This window comes from Sphingobacterium sp. HMA12, assembly GCF_002933815.1.
GTDB lineage: Bacteria > Bacteroidota > Bacteroidia > Sphingobacteriales > Sphingobacteriaceae > Sphingobacterium.
In genome coordinates, this window is record NZ_BEYR01000001.1 from 2,338,430 (window position 1) to 2,351,531 (window position 13,102).

A 13,102-nucleotide genomic window follows, 5' to 3' on the forward strand; every position below is an offset into this window, starting at 1 on the left:
ATTTTATTTTCTTAATCCATCCAATGCAAAAGCAGAACCTGCTCCTAACACCGCACCAGCCAGCACATCCGTAGGATAATGCACACCTAAATACATTCTGGAATAGCCAACACCCGAAGCCCAAAGTAACGAGGGTGCGACTACATACCATTTTGAATAGGCGCGGGATAATGCGGAAGCTGTCGCAAATGCTGATGACGTGTGCCCGGAAGGGAAAGAATAGCCCCCGGCTGTACGAACAGATATAAAGTTTGGATATTTTTTAAATGGCCGGCTCCGTTTGATCAAATGCTTTATTCCTACATTAACTAACGCCGTCACAGCCGTACTACTCGCTACGTAAAGTGCATTTTGACGCATTACTTTGTCATTATTAACAGCTCCTGCAACTAATAAGCCTACAGGAACAGCCACCTGCACATAGTTATTGATATCAGAAAGCACTTTGAAGGTCTGTGTCTGAGGCTCGGTTCTTGTTTCGGCAATAGACTCCAAAATACGGATATCTAATGTAGAAGCTGGCTTTTCCTGAGCCAGGGTGACACCAGCCAGACAGGTTATCCAGCCTACTAAAATAAATGCTATTCTTTTCATCTATACAGATTCTTTTTATCCTTTACTTCATTTACCACAGTAAAACTGTGTATGCCACTATCGTTATTGAAGTCCTCATACCGCTGATGCTTATCGTTCCTTACCCAGCCCGGCCTATAAGCAATGGAAACTTAAAAGGACTTCATTCGTTAAAAATAAGGAATTTTCTAAGAGTTGTCAGTCTATGTTTCAAACTTTATAGAAAACAGACAGAAATTTTAGCGATTTAAACCGTCACAGCCCGGATCTTTAAACTTTTTAAAATGATATTTTTGTATTTCCCATTAATTTACTATACATTTGCTTTCAGTTATTAATACAAACATGGTCTATACCTACGTACATCATTTTCATTTGCATCATCGCCATTGTGGCGATATGTTAATTTAATGTGTTCTTACGTAGAATACCTTCCCTCTTGTTTGATTTCTTATTATTAATAATTTACTGCTAACATTTATAAAGCGTTGAAAAATCTTAAAATTGCTATCCAAAAATCGGGTAGGTTAAACGAAAAATCTGTTCAATTACTGAAAAACTGTGGTTTAGATTTTGAAAACTACAAAAGCTCCTTAATTACAACTGTGGGCAACTTCCCTCTCGAAATATTATTTCTCAGAGATGATGATATTCCGGGTTATGTCGAACAAGGAATAGCTGATCTTGGTATAGTAGGTGAGAATATCATCGATGAAACCGAATCAAAAGTAGCATATCTTAAACGACTTGGCTTCGGAAAATGTACCTTAAAACTAGCGATACCGAAAGATAGTTCCATTCAGGACATCAAAGACCTTAACGGCAAAGCAATCGCAACTTCTTACCCTAATATCCTTAAAAATTTTCTTGACGATTATAAAATCAATGCAGATATACGATTGATATCAGGATCTGTTGAAATTTCACCCGGTCTGGGGCTTAGCGACGCAATATGTGATATTGTTTCCACAGGAGGAACATTGAAAAGTAATGGTCTAAAACCTTTTGCAGATGTCAAAAATTCGGAAGCAATTTTAGTTGGACGAAAAGGACTCGAAGGAAACGAAATTCTGGCCGAATTAGTTCAACGCATCGAATCAGTTCTGCTTGCTAAGGAAACCAAATATGTGGTATTGAATGTAGAGAAGAAAAACCTTCCCGCAATCACCTCACTATTACATGGTGTCAAAAGTCCAACTGTAGTTCCATTGGCTGAAGAAGGCTGGGTAGCCGTGCACACCGTTATTACGGAGGACGACTTTTGGGATAAAATCAACAAATTAAAAGCTGAAGGTGCACAGGGTATCGTTGTGATGCCAATCGAAAAAATCATTCTTTAAACTTGACCGATTCTGACGACCATGTTAAAAAAATATGATTACCAATCTTTAAAAGAAGAGGAAAGACAACAGCTGGTTGCACGGAATACAGACCCGAACAACGCAATTCAGGATGTCGTCCAGGATATTATTCAACAGGTACGCGTACAAGGTGATACTATACTACGCGAGTATGCCGAAAAATTTGACAAAGTACAGCTTGACAAACTCTTTTTAGATGCGGATGACATAGATGATCTAGCGGCAACCATACAGCGCGACCAACAGCGCGCTTTAGAAATCGCGTTCCAGAATATCCACAGATTCCATAGCACACAGCTTAAAAGAGAACGTACGGTCGAGACAATGCCGGGCGTAAAATGCTGGCGGGAAATACGCCCGATTGAAAAAGTAGGCTTGTATATCCCCGGAGGTTCTGCAGTACTACCAAGCACATTATTGATGCTGGGTATCCCGGCTCGCATTGCGGGATGTAAGGAAATCGTGGTTTGTTCACCGCCACAATCCAATGGAAAGATTAATGGATTTGTCGCTTATTGCTTGAAGCTACTCAATATTAAGCGGATCTACCTTGTTGGTGGCGCGCAAGCCGTAGCAGCCATGGCGTTCGGTACACAATCTATTCCGAAAGTCGACAAAATCTTTGGTCCCGGTAATCAATTTGTCACCAAAGCAAAGTCAATCATACAAGGGTTAACGAATGTTAGCATAGATATGCCTGCCGGCCCATCTGAGGTACTTGTCATTGCTGACGAATCTGCCAACCCGGCATTCGTAGCGGCGGACCTTCTCGCGCAAGCAGAACACGGAGCAGACAGTCAGGCCGTATTAGTTGCGACTTCCACAGCTATAGTAGACGCCGTTAACACCCAACTCGAGACACAATTGGCGGTTTTACCGCGCAAGGCACTTGCCTCAAGAGCAATCGAAAACTCTTATGCTGTCACGGTCGGTAACCTCCAGGAGGCTATTCAGTATTCAAATGAATACGCTCCGGAGCACCTTATCCTGGAAACGGATCAATGGGAATCCCTGACACGTCATATCAGCAACGCAGGCTCGGTCTTCTTAGGACACCTTACCCCAGAAAGTGCCGGTGACTATGCATCAGGCACAAACCATACGCTGCCGACATCAGGATACGCCCGTTCCTATTCAGGTGTTTCCGTTGATTCTTTTGTAAAGAAAATAACATTTCAGCATATCAATGAGACCGGACTTCAACAAATCGGATCTACGGTCGAAATACTTGCCGAGCTCGAAGGGCTACAAGCACATAAAAATGCCATTTCCATCCGCAACGAACAGGTATAATCCAGCGGAACTGAAAATACAAAAAAAGTGGCCGCACACATTGTACGACCGCTTTTTTTATTCCTCAATCCGAGGCAAAATCCTTAGGAAAATTATCTTCCAAATGTGTCATAATTATCTGTCGCATACTTCTCGAATCTCGTCAGAAGAGCAATATTATCTTTTTCCAACGGACTCAGATCCGAACTCACATCTTTCGAAACCGGCACATACCAATCTACCGGATCGAAGAACTGACGAATAGAGGGTTTAGTAAATGCATAGCCATGCCGAGCGAAAATTGTATTTCGGATAATCTCCAGATCTAATTTTTTTAAGTTTTTCAAGTCTTTCTCTGCCAATTTTTGTTTAGAAGCATTTATGCTGAACACCGCCGGGGATGCAGACCGATAATATTCCATCACATAGGTATAAGTCGAATCACCGTCTTGATCTGTCGCTTCTTTCTTTTTCGCATTGATCCAATCGACCAAAGTTCCATATTCTTCATCTTGATTATTTAACATCAGATTGGGATTATAGGCAAACTGCTTTTTCAATAATTTGAAATTTCTCTTTTTAATCTTCACGCTCTGGTCATAGGCAACCCAGCTACCGATCAATGTATCATTCCTCAGTTTTATTTCAAAACGACCATCTGATTTTTTATCTCCGGGTTCATCTAACAGGAGCTGCATCGCATTCCCGTCGCCCTCAAGTTTTCCCATCAACGAACGTAGATTCCCTTTGACCACATTCTGCCCAAAAACATTCCCTTTATCTGTAATTTTTTTTATGGTCAGGTTTATTTTTGGACTATAATCGGTATTTGGAAGCCCCTCTCCATCTTCTAGTAAATTTTCATCAATCACAAAATCGCCCACCCAATTGCCATAAAGCTCCTGATGTGCTTCACGCTCTAGGACAACGGAATCTTTTGCTTTGGGTTCAACGGCCTTCTTATTTGTTCGATCCTTACAACCGATCAGGGCGGAAAGCGCTAACAATAAATAAATATTCCTTTTCATTTTGTTATAATTTGTTTTATTAAATAAATGAATTCATGCCATTTATAAGTCGGATAGACCGTAATGGTTTCGTAAATTATGATTTTTTCGATAAATAATAAACTCTACAAGTAATAAATTAGGAACCCAACCCAACCAGGCAATTAGCTGATAAAGATCCATCGGATTGGGATGGAAGAGATAGACCAGAATCACTTTCCAAAAACGCAATGTAAGCGCTGAACAGGTCAGGGCGAAGCTTCGCAGCATAAAATCATGGTGAAGATTTATTTTTCTCTGAACTGCGAGGCGCACTGCCTGCCATGTAAAATAGAACCATCCCAGTGCGAGCAACTCAAATGAAATGATTGCAAATACCCCGCCATTAGCGACAGAACCAATCAAAGCACCAGAAGGTGCTGCAAATCCCAAAATACCGACGACATAAATGTATCCGATCGTCCGGTGTAATCGGGGGCGCTTCTTTAGTAAGCCTGAATTAAATTGGGTAAAACCAGCGGGCAAAGCAAGGATTGCGGTGCAGACATGGGTATAAAAAGCATACTTGTACCACCAAAGCTCCTCAACTTCAGTCTGTTTGATCATAAGAAAATTTGCGTCTAATGCAAAACTGCGGTAGCGCCAAGTAATTTCCGCCATCAACGTACAGCTGTAAGCAAAAATCAAAAGCCAAAATCCATTCAATATCGAAATTTGAGCTTTTTTTTCCATGACGAGTTTATTTACTTCGAATTGCTTCGACAGGATCCAACCGGGAGGCCATTAAAGCCGGAACTATCCCTGATACTAGGCCAATGAAGGTCGAAAGAGAAACCGTAAGAATGACCATCTTTAAGCTAACGACAATGGCCACGCCGGTCGCCAATTGAACGATAAAAGCCAGAAAATAGACCACGGCAAGACCAATTCCGCCCCCTAATAAACAAAGCACGATAGATTCAATGAGAAACTGCGACAAGATGAAGAAGTTTTTAGCCCCTAATGCTTTTTGGATTCCAATAATATGTGTGCGTTCCTTGACGCTGACAAACATGATATTCGCGATACCAAAACCACCGACTAAAATCGAAAAAATACCAATGGAAAAACCGGCAAGGTTGATGATACCAAAAAGCTGATCCAATGCACCCGTAATCATCGTTGTCTGGTTGATGGAAAAATTTTCTTCACGCTGCGGAGAAATGCGGCGGATAGAACGCATCAATGTTTTTGCTTCACTTTCTGCCTCCCCCAAGGTATAATTCGACTTGATCACCATCGCTATACTTGGTGAGAAATTATCATAATTGACAAGATTACGGGCTAATTCAAAAGGAATAAAAGCCGTATCATCAGGCGATGTATTGATTAATACACCATTACCCTCTTTTTTTAACACGCCAATCACCTGAATCTTTCGGCCCAACATACTGATATACTTGCCTACCGGCTCCTCATTTGGAAAAAGACCCTCCGCGATGTTGGCTCCTAATACCGTTACAAGAGCTCCACTTCGGGATTCACTTTCGGCAAAGTATCTACCGTCAACAATATTTAAGTTTTGGATATATAGATTTTCATAGGTAGCTGCATTTACGGAAGAACCTTGCGCCGAATTGTTCTTATACTTAATCGTCGTATTGCCGATATTGATCATATACGCCATATATTCGGCTGTTGTCATACGACTTCTTAAATCCTGATAATTATTATAGGTAGGTTCGGGCCTATTCAAATATTTCCACCAAGGATAATTTGGACCGCCATCCCAGGGCCATTTTTCGATATAAAGTGTCTTACTACCGATCTTCTTGACAGATTCCTCAATATTATTTCGTAGGGTATCTACTGCCGAAAACACACCTATAATGGTAAAAATACCGATAGTCACGCCCAGCAAGGAAAGCAAGGTCCGTGTACGATTGTCCTTTAATGCCGAAAACGCAAACTGACAACTTTCCAATATCAATCGAAGGAATAACATAATTGCATCCTAAAATACAATATAGTTTTGATTTAATGTCAAAATCAATAAAAATATATGCATAAATTAGAAATAAGGCCTTTTGATACCCAAAAAAGTTATAACTTTGTATGCTTTTTGCAACCTAGTATTTGGTGCACTGTAATGCACTGAAAGGCAGACATTAAAATATATATCATTAAAGATGAAGTTATCTCAATTTAAATTCAACTTACCAGAATCATTGCTTGCTTCTGAACCTTCTGAAAATCGTGACGAATCACGTTTGATGGTCTTACATCGGGATACTGGTAAAATTGAACACAAAATTTTCAAAGATGTATTGGACTATTTTGACGACAAAGACGTCATGATATTAAACAATACAAAAGTTTTTCCAGCGCGCCTATATGGTAATAAAGAAAAAACTGGAGCTACGATTGAAGTTTTCTTGTTACGCGAATTGAACAATGAGCTTCGTCTTTGGGATGTATTGGTTGATCCTGCACGTAAAATCCGTGTTGGTAACAAATTATATTTCGGCGAGGATGACTTATTGGTCGCTGAGGTTGTTGACAACACGACTTCACGTGGACGTACAATCAGATTCCTATTTGATGGTACCGACGAAGAATTCCGTCGCAACATCGAGATTTTAGGTGAAACGCCACTTCCTAAATATATCAAACGTAAAGCAACTCCAGAAGATAAATTCCGGTACCAAACTATTTATGCCAAAAATGAAGGCGCTGTTGCAGCACCTACAGCTGGTCTTCATTTTTCCCGTGAATTAATGAAACGTTTGGAACTTAAAGGTGTGGATTTTGCTGAAGTTACATTACATGTTGGTCTTGGTACCTTCCGTACTGTCGAAGTGGAAGATTTGACTAAACATAAGATGGACTCGGAGCAATTTATTATCACGGATGAAGCTGCAAAAGTAGTAAACAGAGCAATTGATAATAAACGCCGCGTATGTGCTGTTGGAACGACATCTATGCGTGCGATTGAATCCTCAGTATCTGCAGATCATCACTTAAAAGCTGCTTCAGATTGGACAAGTAAGTTCATCTACCCTCCTTATGATTTCAGCATTGCAAACTCAATGATTACCAACTTCCATACGCCGGAATCTACTTTATTGGTGATGATTGCTGCATTCGCGGGATATGAGAATGTAATGAACGCCTATGAGGTTGCTGTAAAAGAAAAATACAGATTCTACAGCTACGGTGATGCGATGTTGATCATCTAATCAGAGTAGATTATAAAATATCTTGAAACGTGGGTAGCTTGTAAACTATCCACGTTTTTTTAAATAAAAACACTCAATACCTGTCTATGAATTTTGTCATTATCGTTGCCGCCGGAACCGGGAGTCGTATGAACAGCGACTTACCGAAACAGTTTCTTGATTTAAACGGAACACCGGTGATTATGCATACCATTGATAATTTTCACCAATCATCAGCGATCGCAGAGATTATCTTGGTCATCAGCAAAGAAATGGAGCAATTCTGGACAGATTTATGTTTAAAACAGCATTATCACACGCCAGTCCATTTAGCTTTTGGCGGTGATACTCGTTTCGCAAGTGTAAAAAATGGCCTTGAATATATCCAGAAAAATTTTGAATTAGGAACAAGTGATTATATTGCCGTCCACGACGGCGCCCGTCCCATTGTCTCTAGTTCTTTAATAACTCGGGCATTCCAGGGGGCCTACGAGCACCAAGCAATTGTTTTAGCGCAAAAGAGTATTGAATCGGTACGGACCGGCAACAATACATTAAATAATGCTGTCGATCGAAATCAGGTTTGGCTGGTACAGACCCCTCAGGTATTCCATGCTGAATTGCTTGCACGGGCTTATCGCCAAAAAGAGGATCCTTTATTTACAGATGATGCCTCAGTGGTCGAAAAAATGGGCAATCGTATTGCTATTGTTGAGGGCGATGCTAAAAATATTAAAATCACCTATCCACAAGACCTACAAATTGCCCAATTTTATTTGAAACTGATTAAAAAGTGAATTGATTAGGCGTTACCCCGAATGACGCGCAACAGCACGACAATAATTGCAATGACCAAAAGGATGTGAATAATGTTATTTCCGGCTGCATAACCTCCAAAAAAACTAATCGCCCAGATAATCACTAAAATAACGGCGATGATGTACAATAAGTTTCCCATTTCTTTATAATTTAATACCTTATTCTGTTTTATATAGGTATAACAACAGGAAATGGACTAAAGTTTTATATTAAATGTATTCATCAAGATTGATCTGCAATCGATCGTAAGCGAGGTATATATTAGGCGGTAGTTCTTCCGAAACCTCCGCATGTAAGCCCATCCGATGCCCAATATGTGTAAAATAGGTCTTATCAGCGTTGATATCCTCTGCAAATGCTATCGCCTCCTGCAGGGTTAAATGGGAAATATGGGATTCCCTTTGCAGCGCATTGACAACCAAAATTTTTACACCTTTCAACAACATCCTGGATTCCTCGGAGATAAATTTCGCATCGGTAATGTAGGCAAAATCATCTATCCTAAATCCCAGCACAGGCATTTTATAATGCAATACCTCGATAGGCATAATCTCTTTTCCAAATAGAAATAACGGCTCCCCTGCTTTTATTTCTTCTAAATCTAATCGTGGAGCTCCGGGATATTTAATTTCTGTAAAGGCATAGTAAAACTCACGTTTTAAGGCTTCATGAAGCGCCTTTGTACCGTAAATCGCAATGGAAGAATGCTGCTGATAGTTAAACGCCCGTACATCATCCAACCCAGCTATATGATCTTTGTGTGCGTGTGTCATCAGTACAGCATCTAGATGCATTACTTTTTCACGCAACATCTGATAGCGAAAGTCAGGACCTGTATCTACCACAAGCGTATGATCGTTATATTCAATAAGAATAGAAGAACGCAAGCGTTTATCATGTTTGTCCTGAGATTGACAGACTTGACATTGGCACGCGATAACGGGTACCCCTTGTGATGTTCCGGTTCCTAAAAATGTTATTCTCAAACTATTGTCTTTGATTTCAATACCTCTTCGTAAATCGGAAAAAGTTTTTCAGAAATAACCTCTGAATCAATTTCCACCTCCAATAAAATATTCCATAAGGACTGGATTTTTATCTCCAGATTGGAAAACTTATTCACGACCACAACCTTTGTCGCCTGCAACATGCAGGCCCCAGTGCGGAATGAACCTTTTTCATACCTAACTTTAAAGCCCTGCTCTTTAAAAAACTCCTCTATCTTTGTTAAACTACTCTGTGTAAACGGCAACAAAATCTCTCCTTCTTTTTAGTTTTTTTCCCAGTATTCCAAACTTAGATAAATTTGCCTTTATATACAAATAAATTCACTTACACACATTTTTCAGGTGTTTAAAATACAATTTCAAAAACCGCTATAGCACAGGATATTTTCATTATTTCCAGGGATCAATCGACCAGTTTAAGAAGCTCGTTCCCAAAGGTATCCCAACTATATTTTTTCTTTTCGTCTATTATATTTGTCCGAAATTGTCCTTCCTTATCGTGATGATAGAATGATACGATTCCATTGACGATGCCGTTCACATCTGGCTCAACCACATAACCTACACTGCCGTCCTGTACCAGTTCGGGTAAGCCGCCTACATTACTTACGATCATCGGTAAATCAAAGTGATAAGCAACCTGTGTAATTCCACTTTGTGTTGCTGTTCGATAGGGCAACACAACACAATCAGCAGCCGAGAAATAACGGCCAACCTCCTGATTGGGAATAAAATCAGTATGCATGTAAATCACATCCTCCAAATGATATTTTTGGATAAGGGCCAAATAAGGTGTTGGGTCTCCGTAAAACTCCCCCGCCAATAACAATTTGATATTTAGTTCCCGGACCCGAGCATCCGCTAAAGCTTCCAGTAATAGATCTAAGCCCTTATATTGTCGAATAAACCCAAAAAATAAGATAACACGATCTCGCTTTTCAATATTGAGCAACTTGCGTGACTCAACTTTACTCATGTGGAGGCCATAATTATCATATAAAGGATGGGGGGTATAAACAGCTGGCATCCGTGGACTCAAGGTCTTTAAGTCAGCCAGTACACTTTTGCTCATGGTGACACAGGCGTCGACAGATTTCAAGAAATAACGGATCAGGAATTTATCTCCAAAACGCTGTTCATGTGGGATAATGTTATCCGCAATACAGACGATCTTGGTGTGTTTATTTTTCCGCACCTGCCGTTGAATTGTACCTAAGCAGGGACCAAAAAAGGGCATCCAAAAACGAACGATAAGGAGATCATATCGAGCTTCCCGGAGTTCGCTTCCGATCTTAAACCAATTCAAAGGATTGATCGAATTAACTTTCGTCTTTATATTCAGACCAACTGGCGCCGGTTCATCGGAGAATTGAGATTTGCCCGGAAAGAGAAAATTGGGATATTGTAAAGTGAACGAGTAAATATCCACCTCATGCCCCAATTCCTGAAAGTGGGATGCCAATCGTTCGTTAAAAGAAGCGATCCCTCCTCCCCTTAAAGGGTATGCGGACCCCAGAATCACAATGCGCATAGGAATTAAATGACTTTTTCGATTTGGTACTCATTCCGGTCCGAACTACTTCTCGAAACCAGTTCGGCTAAAAATCCTGTCAAAAACAATTGGGTACCTAAAATGATCGCCGTCAGCGCAAAGAAAAATAATGGCTGATCAGTTATATCTCTAAAGGGTGTACCACTAGCTATACTCATCAATTTGTGGCAGATCAAATAGATTGAAATAAATAAACCGGCAAGGAAACTTATCACCCCCATAACACCAAAAAAATGCATCGGCCGTTTGGCAAATTTTCCGACAAAGAATATAGACAACAAGTCTAAAAACCCTTTAACAAAGCGTCCCGGTCCAAATTTTGTTGTACCGTATTTACGTGGATAATGTTGAACAATTTGTTCCTGGATATTCGTAAATCCAGCCCATTTTGCAATAACCGGAATATAGCGGTGCATCTCTCCGTATACTTCAATATTCTTAACCACTTCTTTCTTATAAGCTTTGAGACCACAGTTAAAATCATGTAGATTATGGATACCTGACATTGATCTCGTTACCCCATTGAATAGTTTGGTCGGAATCGTCTTTGTCAATGGATCATAACGCTTTTGTTTCCAACCCGAAACCAGATCGGCTCCCTTATTCATAATTCGGTCATATAACTCCGGAATCTCATCCGGACTATCCTGCAAATCCGCATCCATCGTAATGACCACGTCGCCTTGGGCTGCCGCAAATCCAACATTTAAAGCAGCGGATTTACCATAGTTACGTCTGAATTTAATGGCTGAAATATTGCCATTTTGTGCTTTCAATTCTTCAATGATCTTCCAGGAATTATCCTTGCTCCCATCATCGACCAAAATAATTTCGTAAGAGAAGTGATTAGCCGTCATAACCCGGTCAATCCAGGCCGTTAATTCGGGTAAAGATTCTTCTTCATTAAATAATGGAACAACAACAGAAATATCCATGTGAATGTTAATCATGCTAAAAATGTACTATTTTAATACAAACAAAGGTATTACTTTTCTCAGCAATACCTTATGCACTATATTTTATTTTATAAAAATCTACTTGACAGGCTGAGCGAATACGGGTTTTTCTTTCTTGGAAAGCGCAGACAATAGCAATGCAAACACAAATTGAAACAACAATGTAATGGCCAAGCCTTTAAAGATCTGACCCAAGGTTATCTTTCCGATCGCATCAACTTGTTTTTCCAATTCGGCAATTTTCGAATCAATGACTTCATCGGGAACATTATTCTTTTCCATATACTCAATGGTCACATTAATGGTGTGTGTCACAACTTGTTCTTGCAGCGTAGGATTGACAAAATTAACATAAACCTGTGTTCCTATTGTCGAAATAATTGTCGAAATAGCCAACATCATAAAAATGGATTTGAGTGCAATGGAAAAACTCCAATAACCGCCATTCGCTTTTCTTAGAGAAAAGGAAAACAATGCGGATATAACAACAAATATACCCGTATTAACAATAAATGACATAGACATAACTCCCCAAAAGGAATTCAGGTCCTTAACAACAAACAAGACGATCAGTCCAAGAATGAATGAAATCACGCCCAGAACGACACCATAGATAATACTCTTTTTCTTGTCAATTACCGCATCGAATCCGGCATTGCTGGGGTTAATTGAATCTGCCATAATTATTTATTATAATAAGTGCTAAGAACCTTATAAAGAGCCAAATCAAACGCTTTATTGTTTGATTCCGCCGTGTATTCTTCAAATTGTTGATCACTTGGTTTCAACTCGCTAAAGAAGCTCATTACCGGATAGAACAGCTCATATACTTCACTTCTGGGATTAATCCCCCTAGCCACTTTGGCTATTTCGGCATACGGGCTATCCACTAGAATCTGGTTTGCAATGATATCTTCATAGATTTCATGTTCATCCTGAAACTCATCTTCATCAACCAATAAAAACTCTTTTAGGAAATCATCTAGCTCCGGTTCAATCTCGTCATCTTTACATTCACCTAGATAAAGGAAAATATTCAATAACTCAGTTCCACGATCTATAGTCTCATCTTCAATAGCTTCCCATTCTTCAGAGTCCAGGTAGTCATCTTCAAGCTTGAGCACATCGTTAGAAAAGAAATTCATCAATAGTAAGTCAACATAGACTTCACGAAGTTCATCAAACAAAGGATAATCGTCAAAAGACTGATCCAGAAGTTCCAATTTCTCCAGATAGGTAGCTTCAGTATTGAATACTTGAATGATTTTCGCCAGAAATTCTGGGGCTGTATCAATCCCGTCAACTTTTCCATAATTTAAAATACCTGCTTCAACAGCAGCTTTTACGTTTGCTTCCAT

The 13,102-nt window shown here is 39.8% G+C and carries 15 protein-coding genes; 4 read left to right on the top strand and 11 right to left on the bottom strand.

What is annotated here, in order from left to right:
• Positions 1-3 precede the first annotated feature (3 nt).
• Positions 4-594: a phosphatase PAP2 family protein gene (locus HMAT_RS10050; RefSeq protein ID WP_104382576.1), complete on the bottom strand. Its 591-nt coding sequence runs from the start codon at positions 592-594 to the stop codon at positions 4-6.
• Between the two features lie 467 nt (positions 595-1,061).
• Between HMAT_RS10050 and hisG the strand changes: the two genes are divergently transcribed.
• Positions 1,062-1,913 carry an ATP phosphoribosyltransferase gene (hisG, locus tag HMAT_RS10055; RefSeq protein WP_104382577.1) on the top strand — a complete coding sequence of 284 codons (852 nt, stop codon included), beginning with the start codon at positions 1,062-1,064 and terminating at the stop codon, positions 1,911-1,913.
• 21 nt (positions 1,914-1,934) lie between these two features.
• Positions 1,935-3,227: a histidinol dehydrogenase gene (gene hisD / locus HMAT_RS10060; RefSeq protein WP_104382578.1), complete on the top strand. Its 1,293-nt coding sequence runs from the start codon at positions 1,935-1,937 to the stop codon at positions 3,225-3,227.
• A gap of 92 nt (positions 3,228-3,319) precedes the next feature.
• Here hisD and HMAT_RS10065 read toward each other — a convergent pair whose 3' ends face one another.
• From HMAT_RS10065 to HMAT_RS10075, 3 genes are read right to left on the bottom strand one after another with little or no spacing between them, the layout of a single operon-like run.
• Positions 3,320-4,234, bottom strand: a complete 915-nt coding sequence (locus HMAT_RS10065) for a YARHG domain-containing protein (RefSeq protein ID WP_104382579.1) — start codon at positions 4,232-4,234, stop codon at positions 3,320-3,322.
• Between the two features lie 42 nt (positions 4,235-4,276).
• Positions 4,277-4,945: a DUF2306 domain-containing protein gene (locus tag HMAT_RS10070; protein WP_199768586.1), complete on the bottom strand. Its 669-nt coding sequence runs from the start codon at positions 4,943-4,945 to the stop codon at positions 4,277-4,279.
• 7 nt (positions 4,946-4,952) lie between these two features.
• The gene (locus tag HMAT_RS10075; RefSeq protein WP_199768587.1) at positions 4,953-6,197 is read right to left on the bottom strand and encodes an ABC transporter permease; all 1,245 of its coding nucleotides are present in this window, start codon (positions 6,195-6,197) and stop codon (positions 4,953-4,955) included.
• A 184-nt stretch (positions 6,198-6,381) separates the two neighbouring features.
• On the opposite strand from HMAT_RS10075, the gene queA reads away from it, so the two are divergent.
• Both queA and HMAT_RS10085 read left to right on the top strand, forming a co-directional pair.
• Positions 6,382-7,431 carry a tRNA preQ1(34) S-adenosylmethionine ribosyltransferase-isomerase QueA gene (queA, locus tag HMAT_RS10080; protein WP_104382581.1) on the top strand — a complete coding sequence of 350 codons (1,050 nt, stop codon included), beginning with the start codon at positions 6,382-6,384 and terminating at the stop codon, positions 7,429-7,431.
• Between the two features lie 86 nt (positions 7,432-7,517).
• Positions 7,518-8,207 (top strand): 2-C-methyl-D-erythritol 4-phosphate cytidylyltransferase, encoded by a 690-nt coding sequence (locus HMAT_RS10085; RefSeq protein WP_104382582.1) that lies wholly within the window; start codon positions 7,518-7,520, stop codon positions 8,205-8,207.
• A 5-nt stretch (positions 8,208-8,212) separates the two neighbouring features.
• On the opposite strand, the gene HMAT_RS10090 is transcribed toward HMAT_RS10085, so the two are convergent.
• From HMAT_RS10090 to HMAT_RS10120, 7 genes are all read right to left on the bottom strand, one after another.
• On the bottom strand, positions 8,213-8,368 hold the full coding sequence (locus HMAT_RS10090) for a lmo0937 family membrane protein (RefSeq protein WP_104382583.1): 156 nt from the start codon (positions 8,366-8,368) through the stop codon (positions 8,213-8,215).
• A 70-nt stretch (positions 8,369-8,438) separates the two neighbouring features.
• Positions 8,439-9,215, bottom strand: coding sequence for an MBL fold metallo-hydrolase (locus HMAT_RS10095; protein ID WP_104382584.1), 777 nt, complete (start codon positions 9,213-9,215; stop codon positions 8,439-8,441).
• Positions 9,212-9,481 carry a hypothetical protein gene (locus HMAT_RS10100; protein ID WP_233789172.1) on the bottom strand — a complete coding sequence of 90 codons (270 nt, stop codon included), beginning with the start codon at positions 9,479-9,481 and terminating at the stop codon, positions 9,212-9,214. The genes HMAT_RS10095 and HMAT_RS10100 overlap by 4 nt, the downstream gene beginning before the upstream one ends.
• 158 nt (positions 9,482-9,639) lie before the next feature.
• Positions 9,640-10,767 carry a glycosyltransferase gene (locus tag HMAT_RS10105; protein ID WP_104382586.1) on the bottom strand — a complete coding sequence of 376 codons (1,128 nt, stop codon included), beginning with the start codon at positions 10,765-10,767 and terminating at the stop codon, positions 9,640-9,642.
• Positions 10,768-10,772: 5 nt separating this feature from the next.
• Positions 10,773-11,723 carry a glycosyltransferase family 2 protein gene (locus HMAT_RS10110; protein WP_104383377.1) on the bottom strand — a complete coding sequence of 317 codons (951 nt, stop codon included), beginning with the start codon at positions 11,721-11,723 and terminating at the stop codon, positions 10,773-10,775.
• Positions 11,724-11,822: 99 nt separating this feature from the next.
• Entirely contained in the window at positions 11,823-12,425 is a 603-nt protein-coding gene (locus HMAT_RS10115; RefSeq protein WP_104382587.1) for a DUF4199 domain-containing protein, read from the bottom strand.
• A gap of 2 nt (positions 12,426-12,427) precedes the next feature.
• Positions 12,428-13,102: a hypothetical protein gene (locus HMAT_RS10120; protein WP_104382588.1), complete on the bottom strand. Its 675-nt coding sequence runs from the start codon at positions 13,100-13,102 to the stop codon at positions 12,428-12,430.